This window comes from Janthinobacterium sp. LM6, assembly GCF_002002885.1.
In the GTDB taxonomy this organism is placed as follows: domain Bacteria; phylum Pseudomonadota; class Gammaproteobacteria; order Burkholderiales; family Burkholderiaceae_D; genus Janthinobacterium; species Janthinobacterium kumbetense.
Genome location: NZ_CP019510.1, coordinates 4,204,567 through 4,231,406, shown reverse-complemented (window position 1 = coordinate 4,231,406; position 26,840 = coordinate 4,204,567). Strand labels below are relative to the sequence as shown.

Genomic DNA, 26,840 nt, shown 5'->3' with positions numbered 1-26,840 from the left:
CATTTTCCAACCCGGCCGCCATGCGCGGCCTTTTTTATGGGCCAACCATGCCAGAGATAACAGAGTTAAAAATTGCCGTGAATGCGGCGGAGATCAAGGCGGGAACGCAGGCAGTGAATGACCTGGCAGCCGCCAGTAAACAGACAGGCGAACAGGTTGAGAAAGCCAGCAGCAAGTTTGGCAATTTTGAACCACGGGTGCGCGCGCAGGCCGAAGCGGCGCGCACGGCGGCCGACGCGAACATCGCCCTGGGCGCGGGCGGCAGCGACGCCGCGGACGGTCTGCTCAAGGCACTTGAGGCGGTCAATGGCTTTACCAAGGCTTCGGCCAAGATCGGCGAAGGCGGATTGAACGCCGACATCGGGAAGATCAAGGATGGCCTGGGCGAGATGGCCAATGCCACCGGCTTAACGGAACTGGCCATGAAGCGCCTGGGCGCGGGGCCGCTGCTGGCGCTGCAGATGGCGGCTGACGTGGCGGCGTTCGTGGCCGAGGCCTTCGTGCAGGGCCAGCTGGAATCGGACAAGTTTTCCCGTGCCCTGGAACTGACCGGCAATGCCGCCGGCATCACGGAGGGCCAGTTTAACACCATGGTGGCGTCGGTATCCGATGCCAGCCAGGGCGGTCTGGGCGATACGCGCGTGGTCTTGCAGACCCTGGTGGAAACGGGCCAGTTCACCAGTGAAGCGCTCAATTCCGTAGGCGCGGCTGCCGTCACCATGGCGCAAATGAATGGCCAGTCGGCAGGCGCCGTGGCGGCCGACTTTGCGACGATGGCAGATGGCGTGACCAACTGGGTCGATACGCACGATAAGAATTACAACATCCTGACGGGCGCGCAGTATGCGCATATCGCCGCGCTGGAAAAGGAAGGCAAGACGCAGGAAGCCATGGTCATGGCGAGTGACTTGATCAACGCGGGCCTGCAAAAACGGGCTGAAAAACTCAGCATGATCGGTACCTTGCTGCAAGGTAGCAAAAATCTCTGGTCCAGCTTCATGGATGGCATGCGTTCCATCGGACGCGAAGAGACACCGGAAGACGAGATCGAAAAAATCAAGAAGCGCACGGCCGATGTGCGCCGCACCGGCCAGCTGGTTCCCGGCACGCACCCGGCGGCACGCCTGACTGGCGAGCAGATGCAACAGTTCGAGCAGGAGCAGGCCAAGGCCTTGGCAGTGGCGATGAACAAGCAGACGCAGCTGGAAGCAAAGGCGAAGGCTGATCAGGCGGAATCGAAACGCAATGCCGACTCCAAGCAGGCTGTGAAGGACTTGGACGAAATGCAGAAGCGCTATGTCACCAAGGCAGAGCGCGAGAGCGCGGAAATAAAGAAGCTCGAGGAAACCCTGGCCAATGCCAGGGCCGGCGGTGTCGCCGTCTCTCCCGAAAAGGAGAAAGAGTTGCGGCGGCAAGTGCACGCCTCGTTTGCCGGACCTGCCAGGACTGCTGCACCTGCCAGGACTGCCTCGCTTCCAGCGGCTGGTTCCGACCCCCGCGACGCGGTGCTGGCAGGTCAGATGCAGGCGATTCAAAGCGCATTGCGCCTCAAGACCGAAGGTTATGATCAGCAGGCCAAGCTCGATGAGGCGCGCCGCAAGGGCGGCGCCTTGAGCGAGGATGAGTTTTTTGCGAACCGCCGCATGGCCATCAGCGCGCGTGGCGCGGCCGAGGTGGCGGCTTACCAGCAGCAAGCCGAGGTATTAAAAGGTTTTCAGGCGAAAACGGCGCAGGGCCAGCAGGAAAGGGACAACAAGATCGCCGAAGCAGGAGCGGCGCAGTTGCGCGTGCAGCAGCAAGTCAACGCCGACCTGGCGCAACTGGAGGAAACGGCGCGCCAGGAGAAGGAAGCGGCGGCGAAGAAACGCGACGAGGAGGCCAAGGCAAAAGAGACCAAGAACCGTGCCGATGCCAAGGCGGCGGATGAAAAAACGTGGAAAGACACGGTCGATGGCGCCAAGGCCATGGGCGACGCGCTGGAAAAGGCGTTCGGCAAGGCTGGGGCGGCGGTAGGCAAGTTGGGCACGGCCTTTGCCGATTATCAGAAGGCCCAGAGTGATGTTCAGCGCACCCTGAAAGAAGGGCTCAAGGATGCCGGCAACGATGAACCCAAAAAAGACGCTGCGTATGCGAAGGCCCGTGAGGATGGCGCGCAGGCGCAAATCAAGGGCTATCGTGACATGGCTGGTGCGGCCAAGGGGTTTTTCAAGGAAAACAGCACGGGCTACAAGCTGATGGAAGGGGCCGAAAAAGCGTTTCGCGCGGTGGAAATGGCCGGCCAATTGCAAAAACTGGCCACCAGCCTGTTTGTATCTGGTTCGTCCGCCGCTGGGGTGGTAGTCGGGCAGGCGACAGAGACGGGTGCAGTGATGGCAGGTCAGGCCGCGCAGAATGCGGCCAAGGTACCCGGCGTGTTCATGTCCTTCATGAGCTCCATGGGGCCGTGGGGCTATGCGGCGGCGGCAGCGGCGATTGCCGCCGTGCTGGGCGGCGCCTTCAGCGGCGGCGGTGGCGCCGACACGACGGCCAAGGACCGCCAGGCCGCCAACGGCACTGGCACGGTGCTCGGTGATTCATCCGCGAAGTCGGATTCGATTGCCAAGAGCCTGGAAATCATGGAGAAAAATTCCGGCCTGGGTCTGGCGTACTCCTCGTCGATGGTGATCTCGCTCAAGCAGATCGTCTCGGGTATCGGCGGCTTGGGCAGCCTGCTGGTGCGCTCGGATATTCTGACTGCCGCGCTGGGTAGCAAAGGCAGCGCCAGCGGCGGCTTCGTCGGCAACGTCGTCAGCAGCATCTTTGGCGGCAAGACCACCGTGCAGGATGTGGGGATCGTCACCAATTCATCGAGCCTGGGCGACCTTGATACTAAGCGCTTCAACGTGAATTCGTACGTCGATACCAAGAAATCCGGCGGCTGGTTTTCCAGCGACAAGAAGTCCACGAACCTTACGGCCATGGGCGCGGAAACGAATGACCAGTTTACGAAAATCGTTCTCGGCCTGCGCACGAGCATCGTCTCTGCCGCCGACTTGCTGGGCATGGGCGGCGATACCTTCACGGCGCGCCTGAATTCCTTCGTCGTCAGCCTGGGCAAGATCAGCCTGAAGGACTTGAAGGGCGAGGAAGTGCAAAAAGCCCTGGAAGCGGCTTTTTCGAAGCTGGGCGACGACATGGCGAAGTTCGGCGTGGGGGGCCTGGAAAAATACCAGGCCGTGGGCGAGGGCTACCTGGAAACGCTGGCGCGTGTGGCCAACAACTATATGCAGGTGTCGGACGTGCTGGCCGTGCTGGGCAAGTCGTTCAACACCTCCGGCCTTTCCGCAGTGGCCCTGAGCGAAAGCCTGATACACGCGGCGGGCGACCTCGATACCCTCACCAGTGGCACCAGCTTCTTCGTGCAGAATTTCCTGAGCGAGGCCGAGCAGATGGACCCGGTCACCAAGTCGGTGCGCAGCGCCATGGTGGCGATGGGGCACTCCGGCGTGACGACCAGCGAGCAATTCAAGGCACTGGTCCTGGCGCAGGACTTGAACACGGTCGCTGGCCAGAACATGTATGTGCAGCTGCTTGCCATCGCCGAACCATTCAAGAAAGCCGCCGACTATGCGGCCGACCTGGCCGCCGCCACGGGCGAACTGGCCGAAGTAAGCAAGACGGCCAGCGACATCGCCGGCGAACGCAAGGATATGCAGCAGCAGTTGAACGAGCTGACGAAAACTGAAGCGCAGTTGCTGGCTGCCCAGCGCGCCAGCGTCGCTGATGCTAATCGCGGATTGTTCGACCAGATCCAGGCTGTCAAGGCGGTGACCAGCGCGAAGGATGCGCTGGCCAAAGCCTACGAGACGGAATCGGCGGCGGCCAAATCGGCGCTGGAGAAGTCGAAATCGTGGGTGACGACCTTGAACGGGCTCAATGCCAGCATGGCTTTGGGCGCCCAGTCGACGCTGACGCCGGAACAGAAATATGCCGAGGCGCGCGCCCAGTTCGAGAAAACCCTGGCTGCCGCGAATGCGGGGGACACGACGGCGCAATCGGGCCTGTCTGCCGCCGAACAGGCGTTCTTGACGGCATCGCAAGTGGTCAACGCGTCCGACGCCCGCTATGCGGCGGACTATGCCCGCGTGGTGGAAGCGAACAAGGAAGCGTTGAAATGGGCGGCCGCGCAGGTCGACGTGCAGCAGGCTAGCCTGGATGCGCTCAATGCCCAGGTGTCGGGCTTGATCACGATTAACGACAGTGTGCTGACGGTGGCGCAGGCCATTGCCGGTCTGCGGGCGGCGATGGGTGGTGCTGCGGACCTCGGTGTGCAGTTCAGTAATCCTCCCGTGGTCGCTGCATTGGCGGCGATGACTTCGCCCGTTACAGCGGCCGTCTTCGACCCCGTGCGCTACTCGTCGGCGGCGAACGTCGGCTCCGATGTACTGGTAGCCGAAATCCGCGGCCTGCGCGAAGACAACCAGGCCATGCGCGTGGAGCTGGAAGGTTTGCGCGCCGACCAGCGGGCGCAGACGGGCGCCACCATCCAGGCCACCTTTGAATCGAATGCCAACGCCGCCAGGACGGTGGTCGATGGCGTGGATAAATCGTCCCGGGCATCCGCCTGGGCCAATGCAGTGAAAGGAGAGTACGCATGACCGATGCGCAATTTCAGGATTGGCTGCAAAGCCCGTCGGCCATCCGCATGGTGCTGATCGAGGCGCAAGTGAACGTGGCCGGCAGCGAGGTGACGCGGTATATCGCTTCGCGGCCCTACATCACCGGGCCGCGCGAAGTGCCGGCGAATACCGCCTATCAGCCGCTGGCCAAGGGCGGCCTGGCTTTCACGGAACAGGTCAGCCTGTCCGGCGAGGCGGGGCTGTCGGGCGGCGATATCGAACTCGATAACGCCGATGGCGCGCTTGATGGCTGGCTGGATGATGTCTGGATGAACCGGCCGATCAAGGCCTGGGCCGGTGATCCGTCCTGGCCGCGCACCGACTTCCAGCTGGTCTTTGACGGCATCATCGCCGACGTGGCCAGTGCGGGGCGCGAGTCGGTCAACCTGGTACTGCGCGACAAGCTGCAGCGCCTGAATACGCCGATCTCCGAGGCGAAGCTGGGTGGCACGACGCCGAACAAGGACGCCATCCTGCCGATACCGTTTGGCGAGTGCCACAACGTGACGCCCTTGCTGACCAATCCCGCCACGTTGGAATACGGTTTTCTTGGCGCGGTCGAATCGACGTTTGAAGTGCGCACCAATGGCAAGCCGATTGCCGTGGCCTTGAATGACCAGGCGGGCCGCTTCAACCTGACTACCGATCCGTTTTCCACCACGATCACGGCCAGCGTACAGGGCGACAAGGGTGGCGGCTATGCGCCGCGCATCGCCCCGCTGGTGCAGCGCATCGCCACCGCCTACGGCAAGGCGGCCGCCCGTTTTACCCTTGCCGACCTGGACTTGGTCAACCTGGCTGCCTTCGATGCGGCGCACCCGCAGCCGGTGGGTCTGTATGTTGCGGATCGCACGAACCAGGCGCAGGCCATCCAGCAACTGGCGGCCAGCGTAGGCGCCCAGGCGATCATGTCGCGCACCGGCCAGCTGCGCCTGGTGCAGATCGCGTTGCCGGCCGCCGGCGTGCCGGTGGAGATCGGTCCGGAGCAAATGCGCGAGCGCTCCTTGCGTCCCGCGCAGCGCGTGCCAGTGACTGCCGCCGTGAAGATCGGCTTCGACCGCAACTACACGCTGCAAGCCGCCCTGACGACCAGCATTCCGCCCGCGCATGCGGATTTGTATGCCACGGAATGGCTGACGGAGACGGTCGTTGACGAGGCGGTGCGCGTGCGCTATCGACTGAGCGACGACCCGCTGCAAATCGATACGTGTCTGAAGACGCGGGCCGACGCCCGCGCGGAAGCGCAGCGGCGCCTGGCCTTGAACAAGGTGCCGCGCACCATTTATGAATTCGATGGAGAACCCGAGATGATGATGCTGGAACTGGGGCAGCCCGTAACTCTGCGCGCTGAGCGCTTCGGCTTGCAGGATGGCGTACCGGGCGTGGTGGTGCTGCTGTCGCGCTTCTGGCTGACGGGCCGGGTGACGGTGGGGGTGCTCGTATGAGCGCGATTGTGGGGGAGCGCGACAGGCTGCTGCAGGCAACGGCGGAGCGTTTCAGTACCGTTGCCGATGGCAAGGCGATCCTGATGTCGGCCAGCACGCCCGTCTTTCGCGTCAATAGCGCCGGCGAGGGCGCGCCCGGCTCGATCGCCATTACCGCCAAGCCCGTGAACGTGACGGGCGATATCGTGTTTTCGGTATCGTCCGGCACGGCGTTGCGGGTCAACGGCAACGTGGCCACGGTTGATTTTTCCAGTATGACTACCGATACGGCGCTGGTGCAGGCACGCATCCGTGAATTCGGCGTCGATTACCTCGCCAATTACATGGTCAGCAAGGTCTTCGACGGCGCCGCCGGCGAGACGGGCCTGGCGGGATTGAACACGGGCCAGGCCTTCGCCTACAAGCGCGCCGCCGCTGCGCCCGGTGATTCACCGGGCGACGTGATCTTTACCTTTAATACCGCCGCGATCACGACGCCGGCCGGCAACGACTTGGCCAATGGCTGGTCGAAGAATATCCCGGCTGGCACGGCGCCGTTGTACGTGCGCGTGGCAGCCGCCAGTTCGCGCAATGCGACTGACAGTATCGCCGCCAATGAGTGGGCGGCGGCCGTGCAACTGGCCAGGGATGGCGTCGATGGTTTGAACGTGATTTCCGTGCCCATCTACCAGCGTGGCGCGACCAATATTGCGCCGCCGCTGCCCACGGCCGTCTGTACGTTTACCTTTGCCACGGGCAAATTGGCGGGGTTGAACAACGGCTGGTCTACCCAGGTGCCGTCGGCGGGCGGCGCCTATCTGTTCATGTCCGGCGCCACGGCCGCGTCGCGCTCGGCGACCGACGATATCGCGCCAGGCGAGTGGGCCGCTGCTGCGCGCCTGGCCGCCGATGGTGCCCCTGGCCAGCGCGGCACGGTGACGGTGACGGCACCTGGCTACTCGGCCTGGTCGGATGCGTCGGCCGTGTATGAGCTGGGGCGAGCTGGCTACGGTGCACCGGTCAACCGCGACGTGGTCACCTTGTACGACGCGACGCATGCGGTGACGAAGTTCTACATTGATGGCGCCTGGATGGTGCTGGGCACGGTGTTGAACGGCAGCTTGCTGGTCGATGGGACTGTGGCAGCGAAGGCGATTGTGGGCGACACGCTTGGCGCCATCAGGGCGAACCTGGGGAGTGTGGTTGCTGGTGATTTGTACGGCACGACGCTGCACGGCGGCCCCGGCTATCCGACCAATTCTTACGACTGGCCCAGCAATGGAGGTATGGGTTTTCATTTGAGCGAGAAGGGGCTGCTTATCGGGAATCGTAATGCTCCAGGCGGTTTCTTCCAGTTATCGAGTACTGGCTATTTTGAGATGCCTGGACTTACCGTGACGCCTGGAACGTCGACAGCTCCCCCTATAGCGAGGTTTTCTGGTGAGTTGGTGGCTGCTACGATCAAAGGTGGAGCTATCTCTGGTACTGCCATAACGGGAGGTGCTATCTCTGGTACTACTGTTAATGGGGCTGTTATAAACGGGACTACCATAACAGGCGGTATTTTACAGACGTCAGCCACTGGCGCCGGGGTTCAGATTAACCGAAGCGGTAATCAGAACATGGAGTTCTTTGCTGACGTGGGGCTTGGAGGGGTAACGAAACTAGTTCAGATTGGTTTTGCTGGGGCACTTACATCAGCGGCTTCGTTCGGGACATCAAATGCTGCGTATTCTGGAGGAGGATTGGGTGCCTACTCTGGAACAGGCTGTGCCATAAGCGCCGTCAGCGCATCTGGTGTGGGCGTATTAGGTTATGGGGGCTCTTATGCGTTTTACGCAAGCGGCCCTGGGGCAAATTACGGCCCGTTCACAGGTGCCCATGATGGCTTAATCTTTAAAAATGAATCCTTTAGTCAAGGGGATATCATAGTAGACGTCAGTATTATAAACAAAGCTGAAATATCTAGTGCGATCGCACACAATACCTTATCAGCTTCTCCTAATCAAAAAAACTGTGTCGGGGTTTTTGTCCTGCGTAGAGAGCTTACAGAGAAGGAAGTACCTGCTGCACTCCAAGTTAACAGGGAGCCTCTTCCTGGGTACGAGGAAATTATGAACACCTACGACAGAGTAGTATTTAATGCACTTGGCGAGGGCCAGGTTAACGTGTGCGGAGAGAATGGAGACATTGAAGCCGGGGACTACATTACAACATCTTCCGTACCTGGAAAAGGTATGAAACAAGAAAGCTATATCCTTCATAACTATACAGTAGCTAAGGCTAGGGAGTCTGTGACGTTTAAAAGTTCAGATGAAATTAAACAGATCGCATGCATCTATGTGTGCGGTTAACGAGGAATTATTCGCGCCAATTGTAGACGCCGTATAGGAATGGTATAGCGTTATTTAAACGTTAATTTTCGAAATTGCAGAGTTGAAAAAGACGTTGAAGGAAATCCATGATTATTGTGTCCAAATCAATACCAGCCAGATTCGATGCTTTGACCGTATGGCCGTTCATCATGATACGCCACGAGGCACGTGATAAGAGCGCGCTACTCTTGCATGAGATGGTGCATTACCGTGAGCAACGCAATTGTGGGGTATTGCCGTGGCTTCTGTTCTATGCGATATCCGCGCGTTTCCGGATGGCAGCCGAGGTGTGTGTCTACCTCGTGCAGATCGCCGCTAGCGGCATTTCGCTGGAGCGTGCTCTCACATTGCTGATGCAATACGGCTTAGACGTCACTTATGAGCGGGCAGTTTGTCCGCTCGTCTCGACGAGGGGCTGAACGGATGACTAATCTTCGCATCATCTATGACAACGCCGCCGACCGTGCAGTGTTGACGGCATCGAGCCAGGCCGGCACCTTGGGGCCGGCCAATCTGCAGCGCGAGGGAAAGTCTCTGGTATTGCGCTCAATTGGCGCTGCGCTGAGCATCACGGCAACGTGGCCGTCACCGGAAATTGTCGGTGGTGTGGCCCTGCCGTTTTGCAACTTGACCTCAGGGGCGACCATCCGCGCACGCGGCTACATCGAGCCTGGCCACACTACGCCAGCATTCGATAGTGGCCTCATGCCAGCGTGCGAGTATGCGCGGCTGGGCATGTGGGACTGGGGCGCATTGCCGCTGGGCTTGAATGCCTACAGCTATGGCGGCGGTACCTACGCCCGCTGCTGGTTCCAGATGCGCAGCATCAGGAAGCTGGTGATCGACCTGGCCGACCCCGACAATCCTGCCGGCTACATCGAGGCCGCGCGCCTGGTGGCTGGCCCTTACTGGAGTCCCGAGCAGAACGCGTCGTATGGCGCCGGTATCACGCCAATCGATACCAGCAGCCAGTACCGCAATGGCGCTGGCGAACAGAAGGTGGAGCGGGGCGTGATGTACCGCAAGCTGTCGCTGGCGCTCGATCACATGACGTCACTGGACCGTGCCGAGCTGTGGCGCATCGTGCGCGGCAACGGCCTGTCGCGTCCGCTCTTTGTCAGCCTGTATCCGGATAGCGACGATGTCGAGCTGGAGCAGGCGCACCAGGTGTATGGGCGTTTGGCCAATCTGGCCGCCATCACCACGCCATCTTTCCAGGCATATGCCACCAACATCGAAATCGAGGAACTGTAATGGGTGATTTTTTTTACTATGGTCAGAAGGATACGATCCAGCGCCTGAATGAGCTGGCGGGGCGGGGCGCCGTGGTGGCGTCGTATGCGCCAGCTGTGGGGCGGTCGCCGCTTGGCGGGCCGAATGGCTATATTGATGCCGCGTGGATTGATACTGCAACGCCAATTAAGTCACAATTTCCTATTAGTGTTGGTGCAGGAATGGCTAACAAGTATGGATACAACTACCTGCAAGGTGGCCAAGGTCAGCGCCTGTATAAAATCGCAACCTTGGAGCCTACGGTTTCCAGCACGTACTCATCGCTGCGTATTGATGCAATGGTAGGGGGGTGGGGCGCTTATGATTTGACAGCCATGACTATCATCATCGGCAGTCGTGTCGCTACGGCAGCTGAAGGTGTGAACGTCGAATGGTCGTCCAGCCGCTTCATCCCGGTTAATGTACGATTCTTGGCGTACTTGGAATCAGATGGCAAAGTCTCGGTGTACCTGTTCTTTTTGGCAGGTGGTTTTGCTCAGGCATCTTTCCAATTGATGGGAATGCAGATCACTACCTATACCAGTCCAGTTGCGGTGGACACAGTGACTGGCACGCCAGTATGGGATAGTTCCGCAAGCCCATCGGAGCCTTTGTATCGCTCCCCTCGTTCGCGTGGTATGGGTAACGCCCCAACCACTCTGCAAGGTACGAGCTTTGACAGCATTGTCGAAGTGCGTGCGCAAGACGGTAACACGTCTTCAGTGTCGTACCTTGCAGGCGCGCCAAAAGCGCACTCAATGGTAGCTAAACAAGAGGCAGAAGCCCTTCGTATTGGTGTATCCGGCAATACGGGTATCTCATACGCCGGTTTTTTCAATGCTGTGGTATCCGTAGGTGAAAATGCCAGCCCATTCGCATTGGGATACAAACTGGCGCTTAAGGCTCGTGATGTGGGTTCGGGGAACTTCACCCCAACACTGTTTTCCATTACTGGCAATGGCATGGTTTATGTTCCTTTGCTCAAGGCAGGAAGTAGCGACCCTTCTCTGCTGCGACATAACATCTGCCGTGGGACAGGGCAAGGAGCAGAGATTATATATTTTGGCGTTGATAACGCCCCCGCGCCAAGTGTAGGTATTTTAGCCTCTGAAGGGGTAGGAAGTTGGTCGGCACCGGTAGCGGTACTATATGTAGGCAAGAACTCCACGACAGGTCGCAGCGTATCAGCCGGAGGTACAGTTAATACGTCTGGCAATGACTATGCTGAGTATATTTTCAAAAGCCCAACCTGCGGTATCGTTTCCCCCGGTCAAATAGTCGGCATTACCGCCGACAATAAAGTCACGGATCAGTGGGCCGATGCTGTCATGTTCTCGATCAAATCGACGGCGCCCTCGTTTGTCGGTGGTGATTCCTGGGCGAATGACATAGGGCAGCGACCATCGCCCCAGGCAGGGCCAGCGCCGACCCAACCCCGGCGCCGCGAAGACCTGCTCACGCAGCAGCCCGTGCCCGGTATCAACCCACCGGTATTCGAAGACATGATAACGGAAACCGGCGACACCGATGACGAGTGGGCGGAAAAGCAGGCCACCTACACCGCCGCACTGGCCGCCCATAACATCGCCGTGCAGAAGGATGCCGAAGCCATGGCCTCCTTCGACGCGGCGCTGGAAGTCGAGCGCCAGAAGGTCGACCGCATCGCCATCGCCGGCCGCGTGCCGGTGAACGTGCTGGGCGCACAGCCTGGCGACTACATCGTGCCGGTGCAGGACGGCACCGGCATCAAGGGCATCGCCGTGCACGAGGACGATCTCAGCATGAAGCAGTACCTGCATGCAGTCGGCCGTGTGATCTCGATCGAACCCGATGGCCGGGCTTATGTGATGGTCAAGTCCGTGTGACCAGGCAGTAATCCCTCCCAAACCCGCTTCGGCGGGTTTTTTTATTTCCTCCACCAGTACCGAAATGGTCGAGGTGATGCTGTCGAAGCGGCGCTGGGAATTTGCCGCCACCGAGCCTATCGGCGCTGCCACTGGGTTTATTTCACCAATCACTTACCTCATTCAGGAAGGGGCATTGCTGCCATGAGCAATCTTCGCATCATCCACGACAACGCCGCTGACCGCGCGGTGCTGGCTGCATCAAGCCAAACCGGCGAACTGGGTCCGGCCAACCTGCAGCGCGACAGCAAGAATGCCGTGCTGCGCGCCAGCGGCACTGCACAGACCATCACCGCCACCTGGCCAACGCAGGAGTCCATCGCCTGCGTGGCGCTGATCTCCACCAACATGACCAGCAGCGCGCGCATGCGCGTGCGCGGCTATGCCCAGCCGGGCGACGCAGTGCCGGTATTCGACACAGGCAGCATCTTCCCGTGCCCGGCTGCCGTGCATGGTTCCTATCCCTGGGGCGTACTGCCGCTCGGCTGGAACGTCTATCAGTGGGGCGGCGTGAACACTTGGCCGTGCGGCGGCGGCTCCGACGGCGTGACATGGTTCGCCCCTGTGCGCGTGCGCCAGATAGTGATCGACGTGTCTGCGCGACAAAGCCCGGAAGGCTACCTGGAAATCTCGCGGCTGGTGGTGGGCAATTACTGGTCACCGCAATATAACGCCGAGTATGGCGCCCAGTTGCAGACGCAGGATAGCAGTGAAAATTACCGCACGGGTGCAGGCAACCTGAAAACCGCGCTGGGCACGAGCAGCGACAAGCTGAGCATCAATCTGACGCACCTGACACCGATGGACCGCGCGCGCTTCATGCGAATCCTGCGCGAGAACGGCAAGGGCAAGGCGATGCTGTTCAGTTTGTTTCCGGAAAACCCGGATCCGCTGCTGGAGCAGGACTACATGCTGTATGGCAAAGCCAGCAACAGCGACGCGGTAACTACGCCGTACTTTGACACTTATTCTGCACCACTACAAATTGAAGGAATTTAAATGGCTGACAAATTTTATGACGGCATGCCCAACGTCAACGAGAAATTGAATGAGATGGATCGGGCGTTTGCGGCGGGACCGTACAACGCGTTGCCTTTAACTGGCGGCACTATGTCAGGACCGATCACGACGCCGAGCTTCATTACCATGGCGGTGCGTGGTCCTGGTCAGCAACAGAATGTTGGTCTAAGCAATGGCTGGTGGCGTATTGCCAAGTTTAATGTTGCTGCCTTGAGCGGTGAAGCCACCATCCGGATTTCCGGCGCGACTTCGTATTCATCCTACGAAGGTTCCTCCAATGGCATCGAAACGGTGATTTTGTTGCGCTGTGATAATGATGGCAAGATTCGTGGCTCTTGGTACAGTATTGGCGATGGCAAGCATGCCGATATCCAGGGAGTAAAGATAGGCAGCGATGGCGTTATCTATGTGGGCGCGGTGCAGTTTTCCACGCTGTCCTGCTATATCGATTCAAATATGTGGTTTCAGCAAAAACTGGAATTCCTTGGTACCGAGCTGCCCAAGGATTCGTGGGATGCCATCGCCGTGTATGCGCTGAGCGTTGGCGGCGCACCAGCCATGACAGTAAGGCCGGGAGCCGTCGAATTGCAGACTAATTCGACGTTGAATGGTCCTAAAACCATTCATGTAGGTCTACGCGGCGGACAGCAAAGTAGCCTGTTGGTGCCAAACGGCGGCAATCCATTGTTGCCCAACACATATTACGAAGTGGGCGCGCTGGGTGTCGGCGGCATAGCCGGCGCTGCGTTTCCCGGTCGCTTCCTCTGGTCAACTTCCGCAGGAAGCGGTAGCCTTTACTATCAAGGCTACAAGATGAATCTGCGGGCCTATGACGAAAACAGCGGGAATCTCTCCGCACCCTTGCTGGGCGTTACCGGCACGGGCCAGGTGGCGTGGCCGGGCAATATGCGGTGCGGCCCCGCTTCCACGGGCGCGGCGGCGCGTGATCTCCATACGATTTACAAGGATACGACACCGGCGGGGGAGATACTGTACGTGGGCCGCACTGGCGAACCGGCGACGGCCACCCTGGCGGTACTGGCTGGCGCCGGTACCGCATCATGGGCAGGGAGCACCGCCGTGCTGTATGTGGGCCTCCAGACCACCGGCCGCAGCATCAATGCCGCTGGCACGATCAATGCCAGTGGCGCCGACTATGCCGAATACATGTTGAAGTCTCCTGCATGCGGCATCGTCGCGGCAGGACAGGTGATCGGCATCGGCGCGGACGGCAAGCTTACCGATCGCTGGGCCGACGCCATCTCGTTTGCCGTGAAATCTACCGATCCTTGCATGGTGGGCGGCGACAAATGGTCGCAGCGGCTCGGTCCCCGTCCGCCTTCCGTGACGCGTGTACCCGATAGCGTCGAATCGCAGCTGGTCAGCGAGGCGCAACCGGCTGTCGAAGCCGTCTACGATGGCTTGACCCTGCTCACGCCAGCGATTCCCGCCAAGGCTGCCGTATACCGCGAGGTACCGCTGGCAGGCGATACGGATGAAGAGTGGGCTGTTCGGCAGGCTCCAGGGTTTGCCTTCGATGCCGCACTCGAAGCGCTGCGCCAGACGGTTGACCGCATCGCTTTCGCCGGTCAGGTGCCATGCAACGTCCTGGGAGCCACTTCCGGACAGTTCATCGTGCCGGTGCAGCAAGGCGAGGGCATTGCGGGCATTGCCATCAATGAGGAAGATATGACGCTCCAGCAATACATGCGTGCCATCGGCAAGGTCATCGCCATCGAAGATGATGGACGCGCCCGTGTCATTGTGAAAGTGGCATAAAGACTGCGCTTGCAACATCCCAACCCGCCTCGGCGGGTTTTTTCATTTCCACCACCTGAAAGGCAATCATGGCCCTCGAAACCACCGCCGCCGGCGGCGCATTGATCAAACTGTTTGGCGTGCCCGTGCTGGCCGGCGCCGCCGCCACGTCGCTGGGCTTCATGTTCATGTGGCCCCAGTCCACCAAGGAGGCATTCATTCGTTTCTGTTCCAGCATCATCATTTCCACCTTTCTCGGTCCCGTGCTCGTGGCCGCCGTGCTGTCGTGGTGGCCCAGCCTGTTCGACAGCGCGAAGACCGTGGCGGCCCTGTATGGCGGCGATCCGGCCACGGGGTTTTTGTTCATCGCCGCGCCGCTGATGGTGGCGGCTGGCTTGCCCGCCTGGTGGGTGCTGGGCGCCTGCGTGCGCTGGTTCGACAAGCGGCGCGGCAAGGATATCGGCGAACTGGCGGCCGATGCGGCCGCTGCCGTCAAGGATGTGCGGGGCCTGCTGTGACAGGCGCCCAATTGATGCAGATCATGCCGTTGGCCGGCCGCCGCGCTATGCTGTTCCTGGCGCCCTTGAATGCGGCGATGGCAGAATTCGGTATTGATACGCCGCTGCGTCAAGCGGCGTTCCTGGCACAGGTGGGCCACGAATCGGGACAGTTGCGCTATGTGCGTGAGCTGGCCAGCGGCGCGGCTTATGAGGGGAGGGCGGATCTGGGCAATGTGATTGCCGGCGACGGCGTGCGCTTCAAGGGGCGCGGCTTGCTGCAGGTGACGGGGCGCGCCAATTATGCGGCGTGCGGCGTGTCGCTGGGTCTGGACTTGCTGGCGGCGCCGCAGTTGCTGGAGCAAACGATTTTCGCGTGTCGCTCGGCGGGCTGGTTTTGGCAATCGCGCGGCTTGAACCGCCTGGCCGATGCGGGCGATCAGGAACGGGTGACGCGCCGCATCAACGGCGGCGTGAACGGTCTGGCCGAACGCTTGGTCATATTCGCGGCAGCGCGCAAGGTGCTGACGTGAAGCCGTCGTTGAGCATCCTGGCCATGTTGCTGTTGCTGGGGGCAGCCGTGTTTTGCGCCCAGCGCTGGGGCCGCGAAGCCGGTCGCGCCGCGTGCGCGGCGCAAGTGCAGGAGGTGCAGGGCCTGTTGCGGCGCCAGACCCAGGCGCTGAGTGCGATGCGGGAAGAGGCCGCACGCCGGTCGGCGCGGGCCCGGCAGGCATTGGCCACGGCGCAGGCCGGGCAGGCAGGCGCCCAGGCGGCAGCGGCGCGCATCCTGGCATTGCAGCCAGGTGACGACGCTTGCCGCGCGGCCGAGGCGCTGATCGCCAGCGAAATGCCATGAGGCCGCAGTGTGAGAGTAGGGGATGGCGGGCAAGGCGGCGGAGTGTCCAGTGCGCCGCCGAGCTATTGCTGCTGAGTTTATTGAGCGGCTGTGCGGCATGGGCGCCGGCATCGAAGGTGGAAACTTGGCCGGTGAGCGCGCCCTGCATCGCCACGCTCCCGGCCGCTCCCGCCTTGCCGGCTGTGCCATCCCACGGCATCTTCGAGCAAGTGCAAGCCCTGCTGGCGCGCGAGCAATTGCGTGCCGCCCATGTGCGCCAGCTGGAATCGCTGCTTGAGGCCTGCTCTGGTGGCTAAGAGCCTATCCCGGTAGGGAGCGTCTTCTGCTGGCAGCGCATCAGGAGCGAGGACAAGGCGTGAGGGGACGCGTGGCGAGCCACGCCACGACTATCAACACAGTCCTCACTTCCGAGAGGCGCCAGCAGGGGGGTATGCATCTACTGGGATAGGCTCCAAGCACCAGTCGCCAGGTTCCAGCTTCAGACTCCAGTTCCCAACTCCAACTCCAACTCCAGCCATCAGCCATCAGCGGCCGGTCAGCCCCGCCGCCTTGTGCCGCCTTCTGGTGCAGGCGGCTGGCAGCCTGCGAGAAAACGGTGCATCCACCGTCAAATTGCCTGATCTCTGGCGATTTTCGGCACGATTCTTGTATACAATCCACCTGGCACGATGCGTGCATGGCATGCCTTGGTCATCCCATCCAAGGAGCTTCGCATGCCTCATCCGCCGTCAGTGTGTTCCTGTCGTCCCGTTTCTCTCTTGCTTTTCCCTTTCACCTGCGCCCATCCGGGCCGCGGTAACCCAGGAAATGGAGCGTAAATGGCCACTCCCCGTCTGAAATCCATCCACCGCAGCGCGCCCGGCACCGTGCCTGCCGCGCCACCGCCCGTCGATGAAATCCTGCCAGCCGGCAAACTGTTCACCCTGGGCTTGCAGCACGTGCTCGTCATGTATGCGGGTGCCATCGCCGTGCCGCTGATCGTCGGCCGCGCCCTCAAGCTGCCGCCCGAGCAGGTGGCGGCATTGATCAGTGCCGACCTGTTCTGCTGCGGCCTCGTGACCCTGATCCAGTCTTTGGGCATCGGCAAGTACTTCGGCATCCGCCTGCCCGTGATGATGGGCGTGACCTTTGCCGCCGTCAGTCCCATGTTGGCCATGGCAAACAATCCGACCCTGGTTATCACCGGCATCTTTGGCGCCGTGATCGGCGCCGGCGTCGTCTCCATGCTGATCGCTCCCTTCATCAGCCGCCTGCTGGCCCTGTTTCCGCCCGTGGTCACCGGCAGCATCATCGCCGTGATCGGCGTGTCGCTGATGCGAGTGGGTGTGAACTGGGCCATGGGCGGGCCGCCGGCCATGGCGCAGATCGCCGACCCGGTTTTCGTCAAGATGGCCGCTGCCGCCACGGCGGCCGGCTTGCCCGCGCCTGCTGGACCCGTGCCGATGATCGCCAATCCCGGCTATGGGGCGCTGGATAACATGGGCATCGCCTTCTTCGTGCTGGCCGTCATCTTGCTGGTGGCCAAGTATGGCCGCGGTTTCCTGTCGAACATCGCGGTATTGATCGGCATCATCGCCGGCACGGCTCTGTCGTTTGCGCTGGGCAAGGCCGATTTTGCCAAGGTGGCCGGCGCCAAGGCCTTTGCCATCGTCACGCCGTTCCAGTTCGGCATGCCGACCTTCGACGTGGTCGCCATCGTCACCATGAGCTTGGTGATGATCGTCGTCATGATTGAGTCCCTGGGCATGTTTCTGGCGCTGGGAGAGATGACGGACAAGCGCATCACGCAGGCCGATATCAGCCGCGGCTTGCGCGTCGACGGCCTGGGCACCCTGATCGGCGGCATCTTCAATACCTTTCCCTATACCTCGTTTTCGCAAAACGTGGGTCTGGTGGGCGTGACGGGCGTGCGCAGCCGCTGGGTCTGCGTGGCAGCCGGCCTTATCCTGCTCGTCATGGGGGTGATTCCGAAGATCGCGCAGACGGCCGAAGCCGTGCCGGCGTTCGTGCTGGGCGGGGCAGGGCTGGTAATGTTCGGCATGGTCGCCGCCACCGGCATCCGCATCCTGGCCGGCGTCGATTACAAGAGCAACCGCAACAACCTGTTCATCGTGGCCCTGGCTATCGGCTTCGGCATGCTGCCGCTGGTGGCGGAACAGTACGCGCAGCACATGCCGAAGGCCCTGTCACCGCTGCTGCACAGCGGCATCCTGCTGGCCGCCATCGTCGCCGTGCTGCTCAATCTGTTCTTCAACGGCTTGGCATCGCAGGAAAAGGCGCGCGAGCAGGCGCGCGAAAACACCCATGGCAGCGAGTGAGGCGCCGACCCGCGCCGTGAAAAAGGCTGCGCGCCGCATGCTGCTCAGCCAGGCGGCAGAATTCTGAGCACCACGCAATTGCGCCCTGCATCCTTGGCCTGGTACAGCGCGGCATCGGCCAGCCGCAACATGGTGTCCGGATCGGCGGCGCCCGGCGCCGACTGGACCGCGATGCCGACGCTGATCGTCACCTGCTGCGCTTCCGTACTCGCGTGGACGATGTCCAGGTCTTCGATGCCGCGCCGCAGCGCTTCGCCGATCTGGTTCGCTTCGTCCGCGCCCGTGTTCGGCAGCACGATCGAAAACTCTTCGCCGCCGTAGCGCGCCGTCAAGTCGCCCGCACGCCGCATGCCGCCCGCCAGCGCCTGCGCGACCCGGATCAGGCAGGCGTCACCGGCCTGGTGGCCGTGACGGTCGTTGAATAGCTTGAAGTAGTCGACATCGAGCATGACGACGGCAAGCGGCTGGCCGACGCGCGTGGCTCGCGCGCATTCGCTGCGCAGCACGTCGTCGAAATGGCGCCGGTTCGACAGGCCCGTCAGGCCGTCGGTGATGGACAGGGTCGCCAGCTTGCGGTTGGCGTCTTCCAGTTGCCCGGTGCGTTCGGCAACGCGCCGTTCCAGGCTGTCATGCAGCCTGGCGCTGGAGATCGAGATCATCGCCTGCGCGCCGAGCATGCGCAGGAATGCGACGCGTTCTTCCGTAAACGAGGCGTCGGCCAGCCGGTTCTCGAAGTACAGGATGCCGTCGATCCGGCCGCCGTGCCGGATCGGCAGGCACATGACGGCGCGCGGCAGGTGCAGCTGCACGTACGGGTCGGCGGCAAAGCGCGAGGCGCCCGTGATGCAGTCTTCGATCACCTCAGCGCCAGTGCGGATGACGTAGCGCAGCAGCGACAGCGGGAATTGCGGGTCGCTGGCGGCGTTCAGGTCGAGCTGGCGCGCTTGCAGGACGGTGACGCCATCGCCATCGATATTGGCCTCCAGCTGATAGCTGCCTTCGGACAGCAGCAGCAGGCGCGCTACCTGCCCGCCGGCGTTTTCGCACACGATGGCAATCAGGCGCGTCAGCACGTTGCGCAGGCCGACTTCGTTCGACAGGATTTGTGCCGCCTTCAGCAGCGACACCAGGTCGAGCGCGGAACTGCCGTGCGTGTGGGAGACGGAGTGCCGCTGCGTGCCGCGGCCATCCATCCTTGACAGCAGCGTGGCATGGCGCTCCCGCAGCTGCGCCACCTTGCCCTGCGCGCCCCACTGGTCGTAGCGCGCGATGGCGTCCCCGATGAAGACGGCTGCCACGCGCGGCTGCCCCTGGTCGCACCAGCATTCGCCGCACAGCTCATTGCCCAGCGCTTGCATGTTGACGTAGCCTGCCAGGCCAGCCGCGTCGATCGCCTGCTGGTACAGGTGCGTGGCCAGCTGCAGATCGTCCCGGTAGCGTGCCATCTCGGCCATCACCAGCAGGTGCTTGGCAGCGCTATTGTCCGAGCCTTGCCTGGCCCATTCGGCGAGACTCGCTTGCAGCGTGCCGATCATGCTCAGCACGGCGCCGGAATCGGCGCGCGCGGGAGTGCGCCGCAAGGCGCGGATCAGGATCAGCGCGGCGTAGAAGCTGCACTCGGCCACCTTGGCCTGACCGCGCATGATCTGCGTGACGATGCCGAGCTGGCCGGCCAGCAGTTCGGCGTCGGCGTTGTCGAACAGGTAGGCGTTGCGGATCTTGCCTTGCAAGAAGTAGGCGCGGTACAGGTGCGAATCGCCATACCGTGCAAGGAAGCCTGCCTCGCTGAACGCCGCATCGTCGTAGCTGTCATGGCGCGGCAGGAGGCCCGTCAGGCACTTGATCGGCTGAACCGCGGCGGCGACGCAGCAATCGGCCATCGCCTGCTGGCCGTTGGCGCGCATCAGCGCCAGGTCGTGCTCGATGTCGTGCATCAGGTGCGGCAGGTAGTCGCCGAGGATGATCCGGTCGGTGGCGCGCACGGCGGCCACCACGCCGACCTGCACGAAATCGGCGATTTCCAGCGCCCAGCCAAACGCTTCCTCGTACAGGGCGTCGGAGCTGCGCAGCGGCTGCGTCCAGTGGTTGCTGAGCGCGCCGAACATCAGGCCCGTGAGCGTGCGCGTCTGCAGGTTGGCGCGGCGCCTGGCCAGCGCCATCGCCATTGCGCCGAAGTGGTAGCCGCGCGCAATGTCGCCGCTGTACAGGGCCAGCATCATCGCGTAACCGACATAGGCGACAGCGCTGAAATCGCTGTTCCCCCGCTGCATGGACAGGCGCGTCATCGACACCACCATCAGCGCGCTGAGATCCTGCTGGCCGGCGTAGTAGCTGGCCATCCACAGGCCCTGCATCATCTGCATCGCGGCCACCGCGTCCGGCTCGCACATGTCGGCCGCCGCCAGCAAGGTCTCGGGCGCATGCGCGCCAGGCTGCTGCCCGATGTCGGTGAGAATATCGGTGAAGCGCGCCTTCATGTGCGCCACATCGTGCGGAATGTCAATGTCCAGCTGCGCCAGGCCGTCGCGCTGCACGGCGATGGCGTCGAGCAGGCGGCCCTGCAACTGATACTGGTGCGCCTGGATGGCAATGCAGCGCACGTGCAGCAGGGGACTCAGGGAGCGGGCGCGCACCAGCGGGTAGATCGCCTCGGCGGCATCGAACTGGCCGCACAGGTAGGCCGCTTCGGCGGCGCCCAGCTGCAGATCGAGCCAGAGGCCGGCGTGGGCGTTCCATGCGTCCGCCGGCAGCAGGTCGAGACCGATGCGCATGTGCTCCAGGGTGGACTGGAACGCGGCGGAGCGCCGTGCCTTGACACCGGCCTGGAGATTGAGCGTCGCCAGATGCACGCGCTCGCCCGCTTCGTCGATCAGCGCGCGGCCGGCGTTGAGCTGCTCGACGATGTCAAACAGCGTCTCGTCCTGGCGCTCCGGCGGCGTATGCCGCAGGAGCAGGCGGCCGATGAGAAGATGGTTAGCCGCGCGCGCACCGGCATCGGCGACCAGGTAGGCTGCCTGTTGCACCCGGTCGTGCAGGAAGCGGTAACTGACGCCGCTGTTGCCCGCGGCGGTGTCGCCATTGACGTATTTATAGCGTTCGTCGAGCGGCTGGATCAAGCCTGCCCTGAGCGCCGGCCACAGGTCTTGCTGCGTTTGCCGGGGAGCGCGGTCGACTGCCAGGGTGAGCGTGTCGAGCGTGAAGCGGTTGCCGCTGGAGGCGGCCAGTTGCAGCAGGTGCTGCGTCACGCCGGGCAGGTGGCGGATTTTCTCCAGCAGCACCTCGACCACGTTGTCGGCGTATCCGGCCTGTTCTATCGCGGGCAGGTCCCAGTCCCAGCTATCGTCGGCGGGCCGGTAGCGCAGGTGGCCCGCCTCGTTGAGCGCAGCGAGGAACTGGTTGAGGAAGAAGGGATTGCCGGCCGTCTTACGGTAGCAAATGCTGGTCAGTGGCGCGCAGTAAGGTGCCGCCACGCGCACGGTGGCCGAGACCATTTGCGCCACCTGCGGCTCGGTCAGCGCGTTCAGTAGCAGCGTCGACAGGCGCACGTCACGGGCAAGCAGCTTGTCGCGCAGCGCGCTGAGCGGATGCGCGGGGCCCACTTCATTGTCGCGGTATGCGCCGATGAACAGCATGCAGCTCTTGTCGCAGGAGACCATCAGCAGCTCGATCATCCGCAGCGTGGCCGCATCGGCCCATTGCAGGTCGTCGAGGAACAGCACCAGCGGATGCCCGGCGCAGGCGAAGACTTCGACGAAGCGGGGGAAGAGACGGTCCAGGCGCAGCTGGGCCTGTGCCGGCGCCGACGCGGGCAGCGGGTCGGTGGGGCCGACGATCAAGGCCAGTTGGGGAATCAGCTCGACGATCACGCCCACGCCGCTGCCCAGGGCTTCGTGCAGTTTTGCGGACCATTGCCGCAGCGTTTCTTCCGGCTGATCCAGCAACTGGCGCACCAGCCCCTGGAAGGCCTGGATCAGCGAGGCATACGGCACGTCGCGCTGGAGCTGGTCAAATTTGCCGGACAGGAAGCGGCCGCGCCGGGCGATGATGGGCTTTTGTACTTCGTTGACGACCGCCGACTTGCCGATGCCCGAATGGCCGGCCACCAGCAGCATCTCGCTGCTGCCGGCGGTACTGCGTTCAAACGCCGCCAGCAGCACGGCAATGGCATCCTCGCGCCCGTGCAGCGTTTGTGGCACGAGGAAGCGGCCGTCGTGGTCGGACAGCTTGAGCGCCTGCGCCGGCTTGTTCGCGCGGCAGGCTTCGAGGTCGCTGCGCAGGCCTTGCAGGCTCTGGTAGCGCTGATCGGCATTCTTTTCCAGCAGCCGCTGGATGATCGGCAGCAGTTGGCCGGGCAAGCTTGCCAGCGCAGGGTGCAACCAGTCCGGGCTGCGCGCAATATGGCAATGCACGAGTTCCATCTCGTCGCCCGTCTCGAACGGTGCCTGGCCGGTCAGCATTTCGTACAAGGTGGCGCCCAGTGCATAGAAATCGGCGCGCCAATCGACCCGCCGGTTCATGCGCCCTGTCTGCTCCGGCGCCATGTAACGCAGCGTGCCTTCCAGGGTCTGGAGATTGACGATGCCATGGCTTTCGTAGGGCAGTTCACAGGCGATGCCGAAATCGATCAGCTGCAGCAGGCGCTGCTCGTCATTCCACACCAGATTGGAGGGATTGATGTCCTTGTGGATCACGCCCTGACGATGGACCTCGTCCAGCGCCGCGCACAGTTGCAGCGCGATGTCGAAAAAATCGTCCAGCGCCAATGCGGGCTGCGACGGCGTCCTGCGCGCCGCCACCTGCGCGCGCAACACCTGGTCGAGCGCCAGGCCGCCGGTATCTTCCAGGATCATCGTCCAGCGTCCGCCGTGCAGCTGCAGCGCCAGCGGATGCGCCACGCCAGGATGGCGGCAGCGGCGCGCGATCGCATATTCGCGCTTGAATTGTGCCAGCTGCTGAAAGGAGGGGAACGGCTGATTCGGCATCTTGACGATCAGCGCAGTGCCATCGGCGGCCCGGGCGCGGTAAACCCGCGAGCGGGCGCCGCTGTGGAGCTGTTTGATGATCTCGTGGTCGAAAAGGGAGCGCATGGGCAGGGCTTAGCGGTACACAGACGGTTGCGGGAGCCTTGAGGCGCACATCTCGGAGTACTAGTTGATTGCTAGTATTATATCAGTAGGGAATCGCGGGGGACGGAGCGGGGCGATGGGGACTGTTGTAAAAACGTCAGCGGGGGCAGGCACTGACGGGGAGCGATGAGGGGAGGCGGCACCAGCGCAACCTGGAAACTGGATAACGAGCATGATGGCGCACTATGTACGCCATCGGACAAAGAATGTGCAGGCTAATTGGCAGAAGCAAATGGTTCGGCTTCCTTTTTTCATGCCTGTTCTGACTCAGTGTGCTCGCGCCCCGCTTACCGGTAAATAGTCAGGTATTTTGCGGGAATGTCGAGCGGGTAGAGCATGCCTGCTAGCGCCAGGTAAATCAGCAGGGCGACCACCAGGCCGACTCCTGCCGGAACGCCGATGGCGAGTCTGCGCACCAGCGGCGAGTGCGTTTCGGCTTGCCAATATGCGGCACAGCCCAGGTGCGTGAATAGCGCATACACTGCGAAGAAATAATACGGTGCAAACAGCAATTCATATGGCATCAGCACAAAACCGGCTGCGGCATAGTAAAAATTGGTGTCGAGCTTGAGCGCGGCGCGGCCAAACAGGACCGCGCCGACATGAAAAAGCAGGAAGAGGGCCAGATAGATCCCTGAGCCGGCCTGCAGCCACGCTACGAAGCCGGAGCGTTTTTTCCATCCCCGCAGCACCATCCATATTCCGCTGCCACATTGAAACAGCACGCACGCCAACAGCACCGGCTCGACGACGGCATTTCGATAGAGTGGCCGCGTCGCCTCCATGAAGGCGATGTGCGCATGGGCGCCGGCAATGGCCATCAGGTGATTAACAATATGCAGCAATATAAAGGCCGCCAGGACACATGCCGACAGGCGGTGAAATTTACGAATTGACATATGAATCCATGAGTGTGATTTTCCCTGTGTTGCGCTGGGGCTCCATACCTCATCGAGGGCTACAGATATTGCACCGAAAATTTCATTTATTAATAAATCGTCAATTTCGCGCAAGGCGGACATGACAGCGGTACTCATCAGACTCCCTCGGTTGGCATGAGATGGAGGTAGTATCGTTTGGTCGCTTAAGCAAGTCTTGAACGTTTACGACACGCTACAATATTTTGATGACGCTATCTGATGTCGTCCGCCTCGTTGCCCGCGCGTGGCGCTAGCCTCTTGTATACGAGCCTCGTTGGTGCGCAGCACCGTTACTCTCCGCCGTTGCGGCCAGCCAACGGTGAAAATGGGGGGCTCCGTCGGCACCCCTGTTGGTTGCCATGGACGATGATGCCTGTATTGCCATGTTGGAAGAATGGCTGGAGCCGCGATGGCGCATGGAGCGCGGCCCTGAGGGTGTCGAGAAGAAGGTCGACAGCGCGACGTCGGCCATTGTTAAGCTTGGGAAGGCAAGCGCTGACGCCAAGGCGAAAACTGCCGAAGGCGCGGCGGCCGTCGATGCCGTCGGCGAGGCCGGCGCGCGCGTGGTGCAAAAGGTCGACGCCGCGTCGGCATCTATCGATGCAATGGGCGCAACCGCCACCCGCATTCGCACGGTCTTCCTGGGCGGCAGCAACACGCTCGATGGGTTCATGGGCTCATCGATGGGTGTCTGGCGTAGTAGTGAGGCCGCCGCCGCTGGGATTGATAGTCTTGGCAATGCCACCGAGCGTACTTGGAAGAAGCAGGCCGACTACAACGGTGCGATGGCCGACACGACCCGTATCATGCGGCAGGCGGCCGATGCTGCGCGCACACTGGAGGAATCCAACCACAGGATGCTGATCGAGCTGCAACGCGAGATCGACACGTTCGGAATGGCGCGGGGCGAACTGGAGCGTTATCGTGCGGCCGAGCTTGGCCTTGGAAGTGCCGCGCAGACCAAGGCCGCAGCCTTGGGAAACAGCATTGATGCGATGCACCGCGAAGAACGAGCTGCACGCGACGCTGCTGGCGCTCAGGATCGCGCGGCAGCCGCTGGTGATCGTTTTATCAAAAGCCTGCAGGACCAGGTGGCCACGCTGGGCATGTCGACCCAGCAGCTGCAAGCATATCGCGCCGCTCAGCTGGGCGTTTCCGATGCGGCGGCGCCACTGATCAACAAGTTGGCCGAAACTGGCGAAGGCGCCAAGAAAGCTGGCGGACACATGGAGGGCTTCAGCTTCCAATCAGCCAGCGCCAAGCGCGAGTTGTTGGTTCTCGCGCACGAGCTCAGCCAAGGGCAGTTCCAGCGCTTTGGCGGCTCAATGATGGTATTGGGCGAGCAGACTGGCGCCGCAGGCTTGCTGTTCAGTAGTACCGGCCTGGCCGTGCTGGGCTTTGCAGCCGCGCTGGGTACGGTGGCCTACGCAATGATCAAAGGCGCCAGCACACAGCGAGAAATGAACAATGCCCTGATCTCGACCAACAACTACGCAGGGGTTACCAGCGACAAGCTGAATGAACTGGCGCATGCCGCGACTGCCGTGCACGGGAGTATTGGCGAGGCGAAGAAGGTTGTAACGGAATTGGCTGGCACTGGCAAGTTCACGGGCGACCAGATCGCATACATCATGCTGACAGCGACGCGAAGGAGTGTTGGTGCACGTATGAGGCGCGGTTCGGCCGACCCTCGCCCTTCAAGTGCGGCATCTGCCACAGCTTCGTCACCGATGGCATGATCCAGTTCCTGGGTGACTGTACGCACGCGCTGGCAGGGCAGACAGTGCCGCTGCCGGATTGGAGTGAGTCGTGAGCGGCCTGGGCGCGCTGGCGGGCGCCGCCGTCAGCGGCATCTGGAAGGCGGCAGCCATCGCGCTGGCCGCCGTGCTGTTGCTGGTGGCCAGCTCCACCGGTACCGGCTGGTGGCTTGCCGCTGGTGATCGCGACGTCGCGCGCGCGGCGCTGGTGCAGGAGCAGGGCGTCAGCGCGCAGCTGCGCACATCGATCGCCGAGCAGAACCTGGCTGTCGACGGCATGGCCCGGGCGACGCTGCTGGCGCAGGAGCGCGGCGCGGCGGCCCACGTGGCGGCCGCTGCCAAGGGCAAGAAATATGATGCCACCCTGGCGCAGATCGCTGGCGTGCGCGCCAATACCTGCGACGAGGCGATGCCGGCCGTCAGGATGCTGCTGGAGGGCGTGCGATGAAAATCGGCAACTTGACCAAATTGGCAAGTTCGGCCATGGCTGTGCTGCTGGCTGGCTGCGGCAGCGCACCACCGGCAGCCCAGCGCATCGAAGTTCCAGTCTTTACACCATGTGTAAAGATGGAAATACAGCGGCCCGCCTACGAATTCGACAAGTTGCCAGCGACGGCGACGGATGGCGAGATCGTCCTGGCGCTGGCGCGGGACTGGCCGCGTGGCCGGAAATATGAGGGTGAGCTGGAGGCGGTTGTTGCTGGATGCCGTTAGGGGTCAATCGTAGGGATCAATCAGCATCTCGACGTTTGAGTAAAGATTGCTGACGCAGATTCCACAGACTTCACGTCCGAGTCTAGCGCATTTTTCACGGGCCTCTTGTTCATTGAAGCACTCAAATACTTCTTCAGCCTCCTGCTCCTTCGCGGTCTTGATCGTCATTTTCTGACATATTGACGTTCTATCTTTGTCGATACTACATTTTTTTTCGGTGGGGTTATATTTCCCATGAAAA

General features: G+C 62.0%; 18 protein-coding genes. 16 read left to right on the top strand and 2 right to left on the bottom strand.

Features of this window, described 5'->3' with window-relative positions:
- Window positions 1-47 precede the first annotated feature (47 nt).
- The 13 genes from BZG29_RS18560 to BZG29_RS18505 all read left to right on the top strand — a co-directional run bounded on the left by BZG29_RS18560 (window position 48) and on the right by BZG29_RS18505 (window position 18,082).
- Window positions 48-4,637 (top strand): phage tail length tape measure family protein, encoded by a 4,590-nt coding sequence (locus tag BZG29_RS18560; RefSeq protein ID WP_171985053.1) that lies wholly within the window; start codon window positions 48-50, stop codon window positions 4,635-4,637.
- Window positions 4,634-6,103, top strand: coding sequence for a hypothetical protein (locus BZG29_RS18555; RefSeq protein ID WP_077406106.1), 1,470 nt, complete (start codon window positions 4,634-4,636; stop codon window positions 6,101-6,103). Before BZG29_RS18560 ends, BZG29_RS18555 begins: the two co-directional genes overlap by 4 nt.
- Entirely contained in the window at window positions 6,100-8,436 is a 2,337-nt protein-coding gene (locus BZG29_RS28350) for a hypothetical protein (RefSeq protein ID WP_216350317.1), read from the top strand. The genes BZG29_RS18555 and BZG29_RS28350 overlap by 4 nt, the downstream gene beginning before the upstream one ends.
- A gap of 107 nt (window positions 8,437-8,543) precedes the next feature.
- Window positions 8,544-8,876: a hypothetical protein gene (locus BZG29_RS18545; RefSeq protein WP_077406103.1), complete on the top strand. Its 333-nt coding sequence runs from the start codon at window positions 8,544-8,546 to the stop codon at window positions 8,874-8,876.
- Between the two features lie 4 nt (window positions 8,877-8,880).
- On the top strand, window positions 8,881-9,711 hold the full coding sequence (locus BZG29_RS18540) for a hypothetical protein (RefSeq protein WP_150130996.1): 831 nt from the start codon (window positions 8,881-8,883) through the stop codon (window positions 9,709-9,711).
- Window positions 9,711-11,594 (top strand): hypothetical protein, encoded by a 1,884-nt coding sequence (locus BZG29_RS27890; RefSeq protein ID WP_150130995.1) that lies wholly within the window; start codon window positions 9,711-9,713, stop codon window positions 11,592-11,594. The genes BZG29_RS18540 and BZG29_RS27890 overlap by 1 nt, the downstream gene beginning before the upstream one ends.
- Before the next feature lie 183 nt (window positions 11,595-11,777).
- A complete protein-coding gene (locus tag BZG29_RS18530; RefSeq protein WP_077406093.1) occupies window positions 11,778-12,632 on the top strand; it encodes a hypothetical protein in 855 nt (284 codons plus the stop codon).
- A complete protein-coding gene (locus BZG29_RS27885; RefSeq protein WP_150130994.1) occupies window positions 12,633-14,432 on the top strand; it encodes a hypothetical protein in 1,800 nt (599 codons plus the stop codon). It abuts the gene before it with no gap.
- Window positions 14,433-14,500: 68 nt separating this feature from the next.
- Window positions 14,501-14,929 (top strand): hypothetical protein, encoded by a 429-nt coding sequence (locus BZG29_RS18520; protein WP_077406087.1) that lies wholly within the window; start codon window positions 14,501-14,503, stop codon window positions 14,927-14,929.
- A 14-nt stretch (window positions 14,930-14,943) separates the two neighbouring features.
- Entirely contained in the window at window positions 14,944-15,441 is a 498-nt protein-coding gene (locus BZG29_RS18515; protein ID WP_077406084.1) for a glycoside hydrolase family 19 protein, read from the top strand.
- Window positions 15,438-15,764 carry a hypothetical protein gene (locus BZG29_RS18510; RefSeq protein WP_150130993.1) on the top strand — a complete coding sequence of 109 codons (327 nt, stop codon included), beginning with the start codon at window positions 15,438-15,440 and terminating at the stop codon, window positions 15,762-15,764. Before BZG29_RS18515 ends, BZG29_RS18510 begins: the two co-directional genes overlap by 4 nt.
- 131 nt (window positions 15,765-15,895) lie before the next feature.
- Window positions 15,896-16,060, top strand: a complete 165-nt coding sequence (locus BZG29_RS28195) for a hypothetical protein (protein ID WP_171985052.1) — start codon at window positions 15,896-15,898, stop codon at window positions 16,058-16,060.
- 522 nt (window positions 16,061-16,582) lie between these two features.
- The gene (locus BZG29_RS18505) at window positions 16,583-18,082 is read left to right on the top strand and encodes a nucleobase:cation symporter-2 family protein (RefSeq protein ID WP_253192639.1); all 1,500 of its coding nucleotides are present in this window, start codon (window positions 16,583-16,585) and stop codon (window positions 18,080-18,082) included.
- A gap of 44 nt (window positions 18,083-18,126) precedes the next feature.
- On the opposite strand, the gene BZG29_RS18500 is transcribed toward BZG29_RS18505, so the two are convergent.
- Both BZG29_RS18500 and BZG29_RS18495 read right to left on the bottom strand, forming a co-directional pair.
- Window positions 18,127-23,169, bottom strand: a complete 5,043-nt coding sequence (locus tag BZG29_RS18500; RefSeq protein ID WP_077406080.1) for a diguanylate cyclase — start codon at window positions 23,167-23,169, stop codon at window positions 18,127-18,129.
- A gap of 326 nt (window positions 23,170-23,495) precedes the next feature.
- The gene (locus BZG29_RS18495; RefSeq protein ID WP_150130992.1) at window positions 23,496-24,245 is read right to left on the bottom strand and encodes a hypothetical protein; all 750 of its coding nucleotides are present in this window, start codon (window positions 24,243-24,245) and stop codon (window positions 23,496-23,498) included.
- A 242-nt stretch (window positions 24,246-24,487) separates the two neighbouring features.
- Here BZG29_RS18495 and BZG29_RS18490 point away from each other — a divergent pair, with 242 nt between their 5' ends.
- From BZG29_RS18490 to BZG29_RS18475, 3 genes are all read left to right on the top strand, one after another.
- The gene (locus BZG29_RS18490) at window positions 24,488-25,867 is read left to right on the top strand and encodes a phage tail length tape measure family protein (RefSeq protein ID WP_077406075.1); all 1,380 of its coding nucleotides are present in this window, start codon (window positions 24,488-24,490) and stop codon (window positions 25,865-25,867) included.
- Window positions 25,868-25,937: 70 nt separating this feature from the next.
- Window positions 25,938-26,333: a hypothetical protein gene (locus BZG29_RS18480; RefSeq protein ID WP_077406072.1), complete on the top strand. Its 396-nt coding sequence runs from the start codon at window positions 25,938-25,940 to the stop codon at window positions 26,331-26,333.
- Entirely contained in the window at window positions 26,330-26,599 is a 270-nt protein-coding gene (locus tag BZG29_RS18475; protein WP_077406069.1) for a hypothetical protein, read from the top strand. Before BZG29_RS18480 ends, BZG29_RS18475 begins: the two co-directional genes overlap by 4 nt.
- Window positions 26,600-26,840 lie beyond the last annotated feature (241 nt).